Genomic DNA, 16099 nt, shown 5'->3' with positions numbered 1-16099 from the left:
CCATTGTGTAATCAGGCCTTACATAACAGCAAATCTCAAGGTGAAAATCTGCTCCATCCAGCGGCCATCATCATAATAGCCGCCCGTAACCCGGACGGCTATTAATATTTGATCCTTCTTTCTTCAACCACGTCTGATCTGATATCTACCACTGACCGGTCTCAAGATATTCATTGATAGCCATAGCGGCGAGCCTGCCCTGGCCCATCGCGAGAATCACCGTCGCAGCCCCCAGCACAATATCTCCTCCGGCAAATACTCCTTTTTTACTCGTCTTCATCGTGACTTCATCCGCGATTATGTTCCCCCACCTGTTAGTCTCGATATCGGGAGTAGTATCCGGAATAAGAGGGTTTGAGGAATTCCCGATCGATACTATCACCGTATCGACATCGATCGTGAACTCGCTGTTCTCGATCGGTACCGGGCGGCGTCTTCCCGAATCATCCGGTTCGCCCAGTTCCATCTTGATGCATTCGACCTGCCTGATCCATCCCTTGTCATCTCCGATCAACCTGATCGGGTTCTGTAAAAGCAGGAATTGCACGCCTTCCTCTTCGGCATGGTGGACTTCCTCGACCCTGGCTGGCATCTCCGCTTTCGATCTGCGATATACCAGATAGACGTTCTCCGCCCCAAGCCTCAAAGCTGTCCTGGCCGAATCCATCGCCACATTGCCTCCTCCGAAGACAGCGACATTCTTCGACCTGGCAATAGGCGTATCCGTCTCGGGAAAGGAATATGCCTTCATCAGGTTCGCCCTGGTAAGAAATTCATTCGCTGAATAGACTCCGTTCAGATTCTCGCCGTCGAGACGCATGAACATCGGCAGTCCCGCGCCGGTAGCCACGAATACGGCGTCATAATCCCCTTCGAGAAGCTCATCGATTGAAAATATCTTTCCAATGACCATGTTGTATTTCATCTCGACGCCCATAGCCTTAAGGTTCTCGACTTCCCTTTCAACTATCGCCTTGGGCAGACGAAATTCCGGGATACCATAGATAAGGACTCCACCCGGTTTGTGGAGTGCTTCAAACACAGTCACATCATGCCCTTCCCTCCGGACATCGGCAGCCACAGTCAGTCCGGCGGGGCCGGCACCGACGATAGCCACTTTCTTTCCGGTTGAAGGTTTGATCTCCGGTGTCTCCGGCTCGCAGTTTGCCATCTGGTAATCAGCGACAAACCGCTCGAGTTTACCTATCTGAACCGCTTCATTGACCGACTTGCGGCTTTTACCGACCACGCACCCCTTCTGACACTGTTCCTCCTGCGGACAGACACGGCCGCAGATCGCCGGCAGTATATTGGTCTCCTTGATCTTGTTGGCGGCACCCTCGAAATCACCGTCGGAGATCAATTGAATAAAGGCGGGAATATCGATCTCGACGGGGCATCCCGCCACGCAGGGCGCCGTCTTGCACTGAAGACATCTGCTTGCTTCTATTTTTGCCTGTTCCTCGGTAAATCCAAACGGTACCTCCGCGACATTCCTGACCCGGTCCCCAGGAGCCTGCTCGCGCATCGGTTGAGGAGGGATCTGCAATCTTTCTTTCGGTGTCAGTTTTTTATCTTCCATATTTCACGCGGCCCCCGACAAGCCGTTTCCTCCTTTATTCAGACTTGCATCTCTCCATCGATTCTTTTTCCTGCTGGCAGTACATTCGCTGTCTCTGCATCATCTCTTCATAATCTACTTCATGCCCGTCAAATTCCGGGCCGTCGACGCAAACGAACTTCATCTTGCCAGCTACGCTTACGCGGCAAGCTCCGCACATCCCCGTTCCATCCACCATGATCGTATTAAGACTGACAAGTGTCGGTATCGCGTGTTTTTTCGTGAGCAGGGAGACGAATTTCATCATGATCGGAGGTCCAACGGCGACGACAAGGTCGACTTTCAGTCCCTCATCGATCAATTTCTGCAACGCGTCGGTGACAAGACCCTTCATTCCGTAAGATCCGTCGTCGGTCGTTATTATTATCCTGTCGCTGGCCGCGCGCATCTGTTTTTCCATGATGACGAGCTCTTTCGTCCTGCCTCCAAGTATCGCGATCAGCTGATTCCCCGCTTCTTTCATGCTCTGAGCTATCGGATGGGCGGGAGCGATCCCTACTCCGCCTCCTATGACGACGACCGTACCGACCTTTTCAATATGAGTCGGACGTCCCAGCGGGCCGACAAGATCGAGGAGTTCTTCTCCGGGTTCCAGCATTGAAAGTATTTTAGTGGTCTTTCCAACAATCTGGACAACCAGTTCGATCCAACCTTCGCGCGGATCCGCGTCTGCTATCGTCAGGGGGATCCTTTCCCCTTCCTCCGTTACGCGCAGAATAATGAACTGTCCCGCTGAACGTTTTTTCGCGATGTTGGCAGCTTCGACCTTCATGGAGAAGACCTCTGAAGTAATAAACTCTTTTTCAAGGATCCTGTTCATAGACAACCTTTCATGCTTTTTTCAGGTACCGGACAATTCCGGTCATTGGATTCAGACTCGATTATGAATTCGTCTACCAGGGTTGAAGACAACGGCGGTAGATCGGAAACCGGCAAAAAATCAGTTTATACTTCTATCAGATAGAGACCGATAAAACAAGAAGTTTTTACAGGTGTAAAACAACTTCAGTCTTCATATATGACACTGTGAAGCGACTCGCGGCGATTATCAACCACCTTCCGGATAATGGGAAAATCAGATCTCACCGCACTCCGCGGCGCATAAACCGCGCCCCGCTCACTACAAGGCTTTCGACCCCCAGCTCGGTTTCGACCCTCCCGCGGATATGAAACGGTCCCCGTCCCCGGACAAGCTCTTTAGCAGTCCTCCTGTAGACCTCCGGAAAAAAAACAGCCTCAAATCTTCCCCACCTGTCAGAAAATGTCACAAAGATCATCTCCGATCCTTCATCGGCGGTCCTTGTCGCCTTCGCGGTGACTTTCCATCCTACTATATCGACCTCGCGCCCTTCCATCCGCGCCAGGGAAGTCGACTTTACCAGGCGATGCCGCGCGGCAAGCGGCGATATCAAATCATCGAATATGTCCAGAGGATGGCCGCTGACGCACAGGTCAAGGATATCCCTTTCCGCCTCGAGACTCTTTTGAAGGTCATAATCGGGGATCTCGGGGATCCCTGATGCCAGTATCCGCATTACGACCGAGCGCGGGGCGGGGGCAGAGTCCCGCGGCGAAGGCTGCTCCTCGCAGGCATTCAGAAGACGCATCTGCCACATCAGTTCAGGACGCGAAGCCCCGAATGAAATCATCGCTCCGCACCGGATCAGCGATACTGTCTCCGCCCGTGAAGGCCCGACCCTGACGAGAAGATCCTCAAGTGAGACAAAAGAAGATATTTCAGCTTCCTCGACGATCTTCTCCGCCGTACTCCTCCTCAGGCCCTTGATCTGCATCAACCCTATCCTCAGGACACCATCTTTTCCATGATGCCTTATCCCGCTTTCGTTGACGCAGGGAGGAAGCACTTTCAATCCGAGCCTTTTCGCTTCCTCAAGATATTCTTCGTGCGAGTAGTACCCGCCGCCGTTCGATATCACCGCCGCCATGAACTCGGCCGGATAGTGCGCCTTCCACCAGGCGCTTTCAAACGATTCGAGGGCGAACGATGCCGAGTGCGCCTTGCAGAAAGCGTATCCGGCAAAGGCCGCTATCCGCCGGAATATATCATCGGCCACCCCGGGGGGAATGCCGCGCCCGAGCGCTCCCCCGATGAAGGAATCGCGGTACCCGGCAATCGTCTCCTCGTCGAGGTTCTTGAACGACATGCACCTGCGCAGACCGTCGGCCTCCGCGTAACTCATTCCGGCTACATTGACGGCGATCTTTATGACCTGTTCCTGGTAGATCAGGCACCCAAAGGTGTCGGCAAGGACTTCAGCGACCGCCGGATGCATCTCCGGAACCGGCTCGATCCCAAGTTGCCTGTGCAGATAGCTTTTCTTGCCTCCATGGCTCGATACGCCCGGGCGTATGATCGATGAAAGGGCTGTGAGGACCTCGAAATCGTCGCAGCGCGCCTGCCGCAGAAGCTGCATCATTATTGGAGATTCTATATAAAAACATCCCTGCGTCCTGCCCTCCCGAACGATCTTCCTGGCGGCAGGATCATCGAGGTAATCGATCCTTTCCCTGTGAAGAGGCCTCCCCTCGTTCACTGATGCCATCGCGGCCGTCTCGGCGATCACGGCAAGCCCCTTCTGCCCGATGATATCGATTTTGACAAGTCCGGCCGCCTCTATATCGTACATCGACCATTGAGTGATCTCATACCCCTTATCGCCTCTCTGAAGAGGGACGAGGGAGGTGATCGGCTCGGGTGAGATCACGAGACCGCACGGATGAGTCGCCATATGCCTGGGAAAACCTCCGATCCGCCTGGCAATCGGAAGAAGGGTCCGAAGAGGTTCCAACGCGGGGTCGAGACCGGCAGCGGCGGGCGAAGCCGCCGGTAGCAGGTCGAGTTTGTCTATCGCCGCGTAGAACGGGATCCGTCTTATGAAAGGAGCTACTTCCCCTTCCGGAATACCGAGGGCTTTGGCCGTCTCGCGCAGGGCTGCGCGGGCGCGCAGCGTGCTGAAAGTGCCGATCATCGCCACCCTTTCGCTTCCGTATCTGCGGAATATATATTCGAGCACCTTCTCACGGTCCCCAGTGGCAAAATCTATATCGAAATCGGGAAGCTGTTCCCTCTCGGGATTGAGGAATCTCTCGAAAAACATGTTGTGGCGCAACGGGTTGACATCTGTTATGCGAAGGCTGTACGAGACGAGGCTGTTCCCCGCCGACCCGCGGCCGACCGAAGATATCCCCCTGCCGCGGGCAAACCTTACGATATCCCAGCAGATAAGGAAATAGTCGGCAAGCCCCTTCCCTCCAATCACGGAGAGTTCGTGATCGAGAGTCTCTCTGGCCCTTTCTGTCTCCGCCGGCCCTGCCCGTCCGCCGAGCCGTTCGGCGAGCCCCCTCGATGCTATACGCCTGAGATATGAAGAGGCGCTTTCTCCGGGAGGTACCGAAAACCTCGGCAGCCGTCGGCGGCCGAGCCCTGGATCGGCCGTGCAGTCGCGGGCTATTCTCCCCGCTTCATCGAACGATTCCCTGTCATCGGCGAAAGTCCTTCGCACCCTTTCCGCCGCGCGGAAAAAAGCTCCCGGCGGCGCCACTTCGCCGGCATCGAGCCTGCCGACTGTCGTTCCGGTCCTTATCGCGGTAAGCACGCGGTGGATGGAATGATCCCGGGGGCCGACGAAATATATTCCTCCAGCAGCAACCGTTCTGACCCCGGACCTTTGCGCCATACCCCTTAGCCGCCACCTTATCCTGTCGTAATCGATCCCCTCGGCTACGGGAAGGGGCACACGCAGGTTTTCACGGTCTCGCATCGTCGAGACGGTCTTCCCGTCGCCGCAAAGAAGATAAAGATCGTCTGAAAGGGAGCTGATCCGGCCGGTGAAGGAAAAATCGTCATCGAGCCGTCGGGCTGTCACGAGCCTGCATATCTCCGAGTATCCATCGTTGTTGCGCGCCAGAGCAACCGCGTACCTTCCTCCGCTCCCGGTTATCATGGCACCGTATATCGGCCTTATCCCAACCTTCCGGCAGGCCTTTTCAAAGGGTACGACAGCGCACATATTGTCAGTATCGGTCAGAGCGAGCGCTCTCATCCCACAGGCGGCGGCTGCCCCGGCAAGTTCCTCCACGGTCGCTGTTCCCGATAGCAGCGAGAAATTGGAGTGCAGGTGCAGATGAGTAAATTCCTCCTTCATATCGGACGATCCTTTCATTCACGCGGTGAAATCCGCTGCCTTTCCTGTCAGGGATCGATCGCCTGCCTCGATCGCCCTCCCGAATACCGGCGCGACCCCTTCGGGAAAGCTGCCGCGAAGAGTGTCGAGGACGGAGAGTATCTTCCTTCGTTTTTCGGTAACCGTAGATCTTTCATAAAAAAGCCCGATCTGAAGAGGTTCGGGGCCGTACCCTGGAACAGCTATCGAGACCCACCGGAGGCGCACCCTCCTGACAAAAAGGCGGTCAAAGATCGCGCGGGCCGAATCGAAAACGCGAAGATCATCGGATGTCTCGCCCTCCAGCCGCCTGACTCCCGATGCCACGACGGAATCGGCATAGCGGATATCTACCCTGACCGACCGGGCGAGCGACCTTTCCGACCTGAGGCTCTCCCCGAGTCTTTCCGACAGCCGGTAAAGTGCCGCCATAATCGCTCCGGTATCTGTAAGATCGGGCTGCAACAGCTGCTCGGCCCTGAACCTTTCGTCCTCCCTCTTTCCCCTCCTGACCCTGCTGGGATCCTCGCCGGCCGCCCCGCGATAGAGCCTGACACCCCACCGGCCAAAACAGAGGGAAAAAAGCTCTTCGGGAAAACGCAGGATATCTCCCACCCTGAATATCCCGAGTTCGCGCAAAACCGGTATATCTTTCGCCGCGACGATCGGGAACCGTCCGATATCCACCGGCGCGAGGAACCTTCGTTCGCATCCGGGGTATACATCTATCATATTCGCCCGCTTAGCGCTTCGCGACGCTACATGGCTGACAAGCCTGCTCGACGCTATCCCGAGCGATATATCAAGCCCGGTATCGGCGAAGACCTCCCTCCTTATCCTGCTACCCATATCGAGCGCATCGCCGAATACGCGTGCGCACCCCGTATAATCGAGATATCCCTCGTCGAGGGATACGACTTCGACAACGGGGCTGTACCGTTCCAGAACGCCGAATATACCTTTCGACACTTTGCCGAAGAACCTCCAGTCGGGCGGAAGGAACCGCCCCGCAGAACAGAGCCTCTTCGCCTCCGCGACGCTCATCCCCCTTTCGACGCCTTCACCCCTCGCCTCGTACGAAGCAGAGAGGACGATACCGCGCGGCGCGGGACCTGATATGATCACGGGCCTTCCCTTCAGCTGCGGATCGCGCAGCCTCATAGCCGAAGCATAGAAATCATCCGTATTTATATGGAATATCTGCCGCGGCATCGATCAGCCCCCACAGCCGCCTGGCCGCTCCCCTGCCTGCTTCTTCTCCCGCGCTGGCCGCGATCGAGGAGGATCGGGACGCACATGAGGCGGCGATATCAAAGCCTTCGCCTTACGCCTATAACCAGTCCCAGCAGGTCTTCCTCCGCCTGGCCGTCCCACCGGCAGAGGGTCTCCACTCTTCCGCGACGGATCAGCGCCAGCTCTCCTTTTTTCGGCCTGCGTCCCGTTTCCAGAAGGAGACAATCACCCTCGCGCACCTCTTCGCGGCTGTTTGACGAAAGGATCATATCGACCCTCCGGTAGACAAGCGCCATATTCTCTCTTACCGTCTCCCGCGTCGAAAGGCCTTTCATATCAACCCTGCCTGTAATCGCGGATAAGCCCCGTCACCCGTCCCATTATCTCCACTCTCGAGGCGGAAAGGACGATATCATCCATATCAGGATTGGAAGGTCTCAGCGTTACCACGGCGCCGCGCTGATAGAATCTCTTCACGGTCGCCTCGCTTCCATCTATCAGAGCGACGGCAAGCGTTCCGTTGCTGACCCTCTCTACCTTTTCCACGATTATCATATCGCCGTCGAGTATCCCGTCGCCAGTCATCGAAAGCCCCCTGACCCTCAGCGCAAAGGTCTCCGCCCTGCCTGCAAGACCGGGAGGGAGGGCAACTGTCTCGGGAACCTCAAGCGCTTCTATCGGTGAACCGGCGGCGACAGTCCCGGCAAGCATCACTTCGGTCGAAGAACCCTGCCTTTTTTTGCTGACAACCGGCTCTATCGACCTCGCCCTGTTAGATCCGCGCATGAGCATCCCCTTGGCGGAAAGGTTGGAAAGGTGCTCGTGGACCGTACTGACCGCCGAGAGTCCGAAATGAGCCGCTATCTCTTCGAGCGACGGGGCGTAGCCATTTTCTCCCTGGAACGCCTCTATAAAATCGAGTATCTCCTTCTGACGTCTTGTAAGGTAGACCATATTCCCTCCTGTAAAACCCCGCCTGGACATCTTTCCCGGGGATGAAAGCGGCTATGCGCCGCCATCCCCCGGGGAGCTTATTCATATAATACCGAAAAAAAACCGAAAGTAAAGAAGAAAAAGAAAACTCCTGAAAAAACCCATCCCGGCCCACTACCATTTATGCCGGTCGTTACCTTTAATGAGGTTGAGGAATTCCATACGGGTCTTAGGATCGCTGCGAAAGGCGCCGAGCATCGAACTCGTTATTATAAGGGCATCGCGTTTTCTGACGCCTCTCATCGCCATGCAGAGATGCACCGCCTCGATCGTTACGGCGACTCCGTAAGGCTTCAGATGTTCCATCAGCGTCTTCGCGATCTGGTTGGTAAGCCGCTCCTGCACCTGCAGCCTCATCGAAAAGACCTCTACGATCCTCGGAATCTTTGAAAGGCCGATTATCCTGCCTTTCGGAATATAGGCCACGTGGCATTTGCCGAAGAAAGGAAGCATGTGATGTTCACAGAGACTGTACAGACTTATATCCCTGGCGATAATCATCTCGTCATGCTCTTCCTCGAAGACGGAGCTTCCCATGATCTTTCCGATATCCTCATGATAGCCACTCGTCAGAAATTTAAGCGATTCACTTACTCTCTCCGGCGTCCTCTTCAATCCCTCTCTTTCGGGGTCTTCACCTATGGATCTCAGTATTCCGCGAACGTATTCTTCCATCATATTACTCCCGCAAGGTTATTCGTTACTGCCGCGATCGTCCGCATAGTATCACGTTACCGCTGATTTTTCAAAGGTCGCGGGAACCTTTTTAGAATAAAATTCCCGGGAGCGCCCAATCGGCTGATGCTGCAGGAGATATGAAAAGTACCATAACGCTTGATCGGAGAGTCAGCGATCTGCCTGATAAATAAAGAGAGCGCCGCTTCCGGCGCTCTCCAGCATACGTTTTCTGACAAGGGCTTTTCGTTTATCGCCTAAGCGGCATGCCTCTTCGGAGCCTTGAGCAGAAGCCCGATGACGGCAGCCACCAGGCAGGAGATTCCCGCCACAAGGAATGGAGTCATCCACGCGCTTACATCTCCACCCTTCGCGGCATCCTTGAAATACCCGGCGATCTGCGGACCTGCTATTCCCGCCACACCGTACGCGAGGAATACCCATCCATAGTTCGTGCCCACATTCTTGTTTCCGAAGAAATCGGCAGTGGCGGCCGGGAAGAGCGCGAAATTCCCGCCGAAATTGAATCCTATGATACATGCTCCCAGTATCAGGCCGATCCGGGAGTGACCCATCTTGAAGAAAAGGAGCATAATGATCCCCTGGAAGAGGCACATCATGAAAAGAGCGATTTTGCGCCCGATCTTGTCCGATACCGTCCCCCAGACGATCCTTCCCAGGCCATTAAGGATCGCGTACCACGCCATCGCCGTACCGGCTATCATGCCGGCGACCTTGGCATCGGTCGCCGCTCCCGAAGCCTGAAGCGCGTCTACTCCAAAGAGCCTGATGCAGTAGATGACCATAAGTCCCGCGAGGCCCGATCCAACGAACATAAGCCAGATAAAATAGAATTGGGGAGTCTTCAGCATCTCACCGCTGGTTAGTTCGACGGCGCCTGTAGCTTTAGCGGTACTTCCCGCCGCCGGCGGTTCCCACCCCTGCGGCCTGTATCCTTCCGGGGGATTCTTCATGACGATACTCCCGAGAAGCACAAAGATTAAGAAGACTACTCCATATATGAAGAAAACGCTCTGCACGCCCGGAAGCCCGAAAAGACTTGTCGTATTGAGGAGCCCACCGAACCATGATCCGGCAAGCTTGACCCACAGAGTCGCGCCGAACCCGAATCCGGCGACAGCAAGACCCGCGATCATTCCCTTTTTGTCGGGAAACCACTTTACTCCGACAGCGATCGGTACGACATACGCGAGACCTATTCCCGCTCCGCCGATGATCCCGATACAGAGAAGCTGCATTATGAAGCTGCTTCCAAGAAATCCGCCAAGTATATACCCCAGCCCGAGAACGATCCCGCCCGCGACGGCTATCGGCCTTGGGCCAAGCTTCGCCTGGAGCCTGCCCGCTATGACCATGACTACCGCAAAGGTAGCAAGGCCGGCGGAAAATACCCAGGCTGCCTGCTGGGCGCTGAACCGGTAGATACCGTCAGCAGCGGTGATCTGCTTTGTAAAGACGCTCCACGCGTAGATCGCGCCGAGACAGAGCTGAATCAGTACGGCGCCGATGACTACCAGCCATCGGTTCATCACCTTCTCGTCACTCATTCATTCCCTCCTCAAAATAGGTTACGCTTCTCAATATCACCACTGTGGAAATAAGTCAATCTCAATTTACCCGCTCCCTCATACTCACTTACAGCTTTAATGAGACCGGCGAGCGATCGGGACATGATTCATTTTTCCGGCAGATATCGCATCGGGGAGCTTATGGAGAATCCCGGTATGAAAGGAGCTGGTCGATGATCCTTATCAGATCCGCGCTCTCAAAAGGTTTCTGAAGAAGGTTTACTCCCGGGACCAAAAGCGTATCACCTTCCTCCTCTTCCTGAAAATATCCAGAGATGAAAAGTTCCCTGACAGTCTGTCTTGTCTTTTTAAGTTTTTTAACAAGGTCTATTCCATTCATCCCTGGCAGTACGATATCCGTTATCACAATATCTATCGCTTTTTCGTACGACCTGGACCTTTCAAAAGCCGAATCGGCATCAATCGCGGTCAATACCTTGTATCCTTGCCTTGTCAGTATTCTCTGGAGAAACTGGAGAACCGCCGGATCATCCTCAACGACAAGGAGAGTCGCATTCTCTACCTTATCCCGTCTATGGCGGCCAGGCGCATCCTTTTTTTCCGGCATCCCATCGACGGCGGGCAGAAATACGCTGAAGACCGCGCCCTCACCTACCTTGCTGTCGACGGTAACGAACCCCTTCATCTGTTTGACCATTCCGTATACGCTTGAAAGCCCCAGACCGGATCCTTTCTCTTTGGTTTTAGTCGTGAAAAACGGTTCGAATATCTTCTCCCTGCAGTCATCGGTCATTCCCGTCCCGGTATCGCTGATCCTGAGCCGTATGTATTCCCCGGGGCTTATCAGGACCCCGCCGGAGACAAACTGTTCGTCAGCAACGATCCTGTCGAGCAGGAATGTAAGAGTACCGCCCTCAGGCATCGCGTCGCGCGAGTTGATCGCCATATTGAGGATTATCTGTTCAAGAAAGGACGAATCTGCCAGTACGTATCCGCCGGAGACCTTGACCTCCAATGATATGATTATATCCTCCCGCAGGACCCTTTCGAGCATGCTTCTCGACCCATCGAGTAACGTTGCAAAATCAAGGACCTTCATGTGAACTGGTTGTTTTCTGCTGAAGGCGAGAAGCTGCTTCGTCAACTTCGCAGCGCTGAGACTTGCCGAACGGATCTCGTTTATCTCATTGCGCAGGGGATCCCCTTTCCCTATATCCATCAGAAGCAGTTCGACATTTCCATTTATCACTGTAAGCAGGTTGTTGAAATCATGGGCGATCCCCCCGCGAGGAGCCCGACTGCTTCCATCTTCCGGGCCTGCAGAAGATCGGCTTGAAGTTCCTTTCTCTCTGTTATATCTATAACCCCCGCGATCGCTCCGAGATATTCTCCATTATCACCGAGCATCGGATTCGTATCGAGCAATACAAAAAGGGATCCTCCATCCTTCTTCCTGAACCTGAATTCGTGCTGCTCCGGAATACCTTCTTTTCTCCTGTTGAGATTCTCGCTGCATTTTTCGATCTCTGATTCATCCATGAAAGAGAAGAGATGCATCCCTGTCATTTCGGATCTTTCGTACCCGAGCATCGCCGCCATGGCTGGATTGGCGTATGTGGTACGGGCATCGGCGTCGATCACCCATATCCCCTCGTGCAGCCCTTCGATCATCCGCCGGTGCATCTCTTCGCTCGAACGCAGTTCACTGAGAGCCTCCATCTTCTCCTGTTCCGCTCTATTTTTATCGATCGCTGCCCTGATCGCCTGCGGGAGTTTCCTGATATGCCGCGGAGTCTTTATTACATAATCGGCCGCTCCGAGTTTCATCGCCTCCACTGCTATCTCTTCAGACCCGGTCCCGGTGACGATTATGACAGGGATCGATGGATCGGTCTTATGGACGAGGGAAAGCACCTGCAGGCCCTCCCAACCGCTGATATTAAAATCGGTGAGGACAAGGTCGCATCTTCCCCGCGCCCATAACTTCTCGAATTCTGCTTTCGAAGAGGCTTCAAGAAGGGAGAATGAGTCTCCTTCAGATCGGAGCGCGTCCCTTACCAGTTCCCTGTCAAGCTTGTAGTCGTCAACGTAGATTATTCTTAGCTTATCGCTCATTCTACCTGCCCTATCCCAGCTTGATCTCCCCGGCAGAACCCGGGGATCTGTTTATCGTAGGCCCGACATTTAGAGATACCCAGTAATCCCCGACCATCCTGGCGACCTTGATAAAACCCTCGAACGATACAGGTTTGACAAGGTAACTGTTAGCTCCATTATCGTAGCTCATCTCCCTGTCCCCCTCCTCTTTCGAGGACGTAAGGATTATAACGGGGATCTTTTTAAGTTCACGCGTATTCTTGATCGTCTTGAGTACTTCATGCCCGTCTATTCCCGGCATCTTGAGATCGAGCAGTATGATGTCGGGCGTAAAGATCTCCTTGCCGGCATATTGCCCCTCACCATTAAGAAGGTCAAGAGCCTCCCTGCCATTTCTCGCCACTTCTATCCTGTTGATAAGCTTCGCGTCCCTGAAAGCGTTGAGCGTCAGCTCGATGTCCATCTTGTTGTCCTCTACCAGCAGTATATTGGCAGACTTGTGTTCCATCCTCAACCCTCCTCCTGTCCAACAGATTCCGGCAGCAGCGGAAAACGGATGATCACTCTGCTGCCTTCGCCCGGGACAGATTCTATATGGACCTTTCCACCATGCATCTCCACTGTCTTTCTCACTATCGCAAGGCCTATCCCGGTGCCTGGATATTCTTCCTGGTTATGAAGCCTCTGGAATACTTCGAAGACCCTGGCAAGATATTCCTTCTCGATACCTATCCCGTTATCGGCGATTGTCACTACAAGATCTGTTCCTTCCGTCTGATGAGTTATGCCGATTACGGGATCTACTCCCTGCCTGGTATAGGTCAGTGCGTTGACGAGGAGATTGATCAGGACCTGGACGAGGAATGACCTGTCGCCGCTGATCTTCGGAAATCCCTCCATTACTTTCAGTTCGGCTTTTTTTCACTCAGAAGGCTGTCAAGGTTGCCCGCTGCCTCGGCGATTATCTCCCCGAGATCGATATCTCTCATGTTCAGGGAAGTCCTTCCAAGCCTGGAATATCTCAAAAGCTCATCTATCAGCTCTCCCATCTGGACGCTGGCGGTAATGATGTTTTCCAGGTAATGCCTTCCATTCTCTTCGAGCAGGTCGAAATGTTTCTGCCTGAGCAGTTCCGCGAATCCGTTTATCGCCCGCAGAGGCGCCCTGAGATCGTGCGAGACGGAATATGTGAAAGCCTCCAGATCCTCGGTCCTCTCCAGCACGCGCCTTTCAAGAAGCCTGTTGAATTCCCTCAGCTCGATCTCCGCCTTCTTCTTGTCGGTCACATCCTCGTAGACCGCTGCAAGACGGTTCTCCGGCAACAGAAAGAACTTTATACGATATGCCCCGGTCAGTTCCTCTCCCGTGTATCGGAGGTCTTCGGTCGAATATGGTTCTCCAGTCCTGATGACTTCGAGGCAGGAGCCGGTGATTCCGGCGGATCTCGCGCCGGGCCATATCTCGCGGAGTTCCCGGCCTTTCCAGTCCGCCAGGTCTATGCCGGCGATCTTCTCCGCCTCGGCATTAGCCTGCAGCAGAAAGAACCCGTCCGGTTCCCTGAAAAGATAAATAAACATGCCCGATGGTATGAACCGGACAAGATCGTGGGACATCTGCATCGACTGGTTGAGCTGTCGCTCGGTGTTCTTCTGTTTTGTAAGATCGTCGTAAACAGCTACGATACGGCCGTTAGGAAGCTTATATACGTAGTTGTCGACCCAGAGCGAGACATTATCATCATTGTACGCGGCAACAGGGTGATGTTCAGGTTCGCCAGTCCTCCAAACGCGCCGGAAGACATCAAAAAGTCCCAGGGCCTTTACACCCACGAAGGCCTCGCTCACCGGTCTTCCGATTACATCGCTCTTCTTTGTATTGGTGATCCTCAACCCGGAGTCGTTGATATCGCGAATGATGAAGTCCGCCCCATCATCGACAGCATCGTAAATGGCGATACCGCTGTTCATCTTGTCGAACATTTCCCTGAATATTGTCGCGCTGTCTGGCATAAGCAACCTCCACAGCCCGGGTGGCGAAAAACAGAACAGCAGACATCTGTTGGAAAATAATAGGACCGGCACTGCACACAGTATCTTCAGGCGGGAGTATATCAGTAATCGATAAGGGCGCGCAACTTTTATTTGCCGGACACAGACCCAGGTCACTGCCACGGACTGATATCGATTCCATGGCCACCGATGAATATAGTCCTTGAAAGAAGGGGTTCCATACAATTATATTGGAACCCCGTAATCGATTCAGCCCCATCATTATCAGGGTTGAAAAAAGAGGCGATTTGACAGGAGGTCGAACAATCTTTTCCTCAATAACAAAGCTCAAGGCGGAAATCAAAAAACAGGATATCCGGCTTATCGACCTTAAATTCACCGATTTTCTCGGTAAGTGGCATCACCTCACCGTCCCCGCGCGGAGCATGGATGAAAAGCTTTTCGCCGACGGACTGGGATTCGACGGATCGAACTTCGCCGGGTTGAAGACGATCGAGCTCGGAGACCTCTCTCTCGTTCCCGATATCTCCACCGGATTCCTGGATCCCTTCAGTGAAATACCTACTGTCTCATTCATCTGCAGCATCGTAGAAGCCGATTCGAAGAATCCCTTTCCAAGGGATCCCAGATATATAGCCCAGAAGTCGGCGGAATATATGAGGAAGACAGGTATCGCCGATCTTTCGATGTGGGGACCTGAATTTGAATATTATATCTTCGACGAGGTCCTTGTAAGCATGTCGCATATGAATTTTGGATATAAGATAATCCCTGGCGAGGGTGAAGATGCCGGCAAATTCGGATTGAAGACAAAAGGCGGCTATCACGCGATTCCACCCGAGGATGCCGTTGCGGGAATCAGAGACCGTACAATCACGCTGCTTGAAGATTCCGGTATCCCGGTGAATTATCATCACCATGAAGTCGGCGGACACGGCCAGGTCGAGATCGAGCTGAAATTCGCTCCACTGAAAAGGATGGGCGACATAGGGATGATGGTGAAATACTTCTCGAGGATGACTGCCCATTCTGAAGGAAAGATAGCTACTTATATGCCGAAACCACTTTTTAACGAAGCAGGCAATGGACTCCATTTTCATCAGCACCTTTTTAAAAAAGGAAAACCGCTTTTCTACAGCAAAAGCGGATACGCCGGTCTGAGCCAAACAGCGCTTCATTATATCGCCGGACTCCTCTATCACGCTCCCGCTCTCCTGGCCATAACCAATCCAAGCACAAACTCTTATAAACGCCTCGTGCCTGGATTCGAAGCGCCGGTAAACGCTTTCTTCTCCCTTGGAAACCGCAGCGCGGCGATAAGGATCCCGAAGTACGCCAGCACTCCCGAGTCGAAAAGGATCGAGTTCAGGCCGCCCGACGCCACATGCAATATCTACCTCGCAATGGCGGCGCAGCTTATGGCTGGACTCGACGGTATCAGGAAGAAAATGGATCCGGGCAGGCTCGGGTTCGGGCCGTTCGACATGAATGTCTTCGAACTCTCCGCGAAGGAAAGAAAAAAGATAAAACCGCTGCCCGGAAATCTGAGCGGCGCTCTTGACGCCCTCGCCAAGGACCACGATTTCCTTCTCGAGGGAGGAGTGTTCGATAAAACGATGATCGAGGACTGGATAGCGATGAAGATGGAGAAGGATGTCATGCCGGTGCGCAACCGCACGCACCCCCTCGAGGTCCAGCTTTATCTCGATTGTTAACAGGAAGCAAAGAAGGTATCGC

Annotated in this window: 14 protein-coding genes; 1 reads left to right on the top strand and 13 read right to left on the bottom strand. The window is 53.9% G+C overall.

The window, feature by feature from the left end; genetic code table 11:
* Nucleotides 1-145: 145 nt before the first annotated feature.
* The 13 genes from gltA to JW814_06205 form a co-directional block, all read right to left on the bottom strand.
* A complete protein-coding gene (gene gltA / locus JW814_06265) occupies nucleotides 146-1582 on the bottom strand; it encodes an NADPH-dependent glutamate synthase (GenBank protein MBN2071046.1) in 1437 nt (478 codons plus the stop codon).
* Nucleotides 1583-1616: 34 nt separating this feature from the next.
* Complete coding sequence (locus JW814_06260) at nucleotides 1617-2441, bottom strand: sulfide/dihydroorotate dehydrogenase-like FAD/NAD-binding protein (protein MBN2071045.1); 825 nt, start codon at nucleotides 2439-2441, stop codon at nucleotides 1617-1619.
* Nucleotides 2442-2703: 262 nt separating this feature from the next.
* Nucleotides 2704-5787 (bottom strand): DNA polymerase III subunit alpha, encoded by a 3084-nt coding sequence (locus tag JW814_06255; protein MBN2071044.1) that lies wholly within the window; start codon nucleotides 5785-5787, stop codon nucleotides 2704-2706.
* Between the two features lie 18 nt (nucleotides 5788-5805).
* Nucleotides 5806-7017, bottom strand: coding sequence for a DNA polymerase IV (locus tag JW814_06250; GenBank protein ID MBN2071043.1), 1212 nt, complete (start codon nucleotides 7015-7017; stop codon nucleotides 5806-5808).
* 98 nt (nucleotides 7018-7115) lie between these two features.
* A complete protein-coding gene (locus JW814_06245) occupies nucleotides 7116-7373 on the bottom strand; it encodes a hypothetical protein (protein ID MBN2071042.1) in 258 nt (85 codons plus the stop codon).
* A gap of 1 nt (nucleotide 7374) precedes the next feature.
* Nucleotides 7375-7992, bottom strand: coding sequence for a transcriptional repressor LexA (gene lexA, locus JW814_06240; GenBank protein MBN2071041.1), 618 nt, complete (start codon nucleotides 7990-7992; stop codon nucleotides 7375-7377).
* 153 nt (nucleotides 7993-8145) lie between these two features.
* Complete coding sequence (gene folE / locus JW814_06235) at nucleotides 8146-8706, bottom strand: GTP cyclohydrolase I FolE (protein ID MBN2071040.1); 561 nt, start codon at nucleotides 8704-8706, stop codon at nucleotides 8146-8148.
* Between the two features lie 257 nt (nucleotides 8707-8963).
* Nucleotides 8964-10274: an OFA family MFS transporter gene (locus JW814_06230; GenBank protein ID MBN2071039.1), complete on the bottom strand. Its 1311-nt coding sequence runs from the start codon at nucleotides 10272-10274 to the stop codon at nucleotides 8964-8966.
* Between the two features lie 160 nt (nucleotides 10275-10434).
* On the bottom strand, nucleotides 10435-11505 hold the full coding sequence (locus JW814_06225) for a response regulator (GenBank protein MBN2071038.1): 1071 nt from the start codon (nucleotides 11503-11505) through the stop codon (nucleotides 10435-10437).
* Nucleotides 11502-12371, bottom strand: coding sequence for a PAS domain S-box protein (locus tag JW814_06220; protein ID MBN2071037.1), 870 nt, complete (start codon nucleotides 12369-12371; stop codon nucleotides 11502-11504). The genes JW814_06225 and JW814_06220 overlap by 4 nt, the downstream gene beginning before the upstream one ends.
* A gap of 10 nt (nucleotides 12372-12381) precedes the next feature.
* A complete protein-coding gene (locus tag JW814_06215; protein MBN2071036.1) occupies nucleotides 12382-12861 on the bottom strand; it encodes a response regulator in 480 nt (159 codons plus the stop codon).
* 2 nt (nucleotides 12862-12863) lie between these two features.
* A complete protein-coding gene (locus tag JW814_06210) occupies nucleotides 12864-13253 on the bottom strand; it encodes a GHKL domain-containing protein (protein ID MBN2071035.1) in 390 nt (129 codons plus the stop codon).
* 5 nt (nucleotides 13254-13258) lie between these two features.
* Nucleotides 13259-14362, bottom strand: coding sequence for a PAS domain-containing protein (locus tag JW814_06205; GenBank protein ID MBN2071034.1), 1104 nt, complete (start codon nucleotides 14360-14362; stop codon nucleotides 13259-13261).
* A 305-nt stretch (nucleotides 14363-14667) separates the two neighbouring features.
* On the opposite strand from JW814_06205, the gene glnA reads away from it, so the two are divergent.
* Nucleotides 14668-16077 (top strand): type I glutamate--ammonia ligase, encoded by a 1410-nt coding sequence (gene glnA / locus JW814_06200; GenBank protein MBN2071033.1) that lies wholly within the window; start codon nucleotides 14668-14670, stop codon nucleotides 16075-16077.
* Nucleotides 16078-16099: the final 22 nt, after the last annotated feature.

It is taken from the genome of Candidatus Krumholzibacteriota bacterium, assembly GCA_016932415.1.
GTDB lineage: Bacteria > Krumholzibacteriota > Krumholzibacteriia > Krumholzibacteriales > Krumholzibacteriaceae > Krumholzibacterium.
Note: the sequence above shows the minus strand (reverse complement) of the source record. Positions and strands in the feature narration are given on the sequence as shown.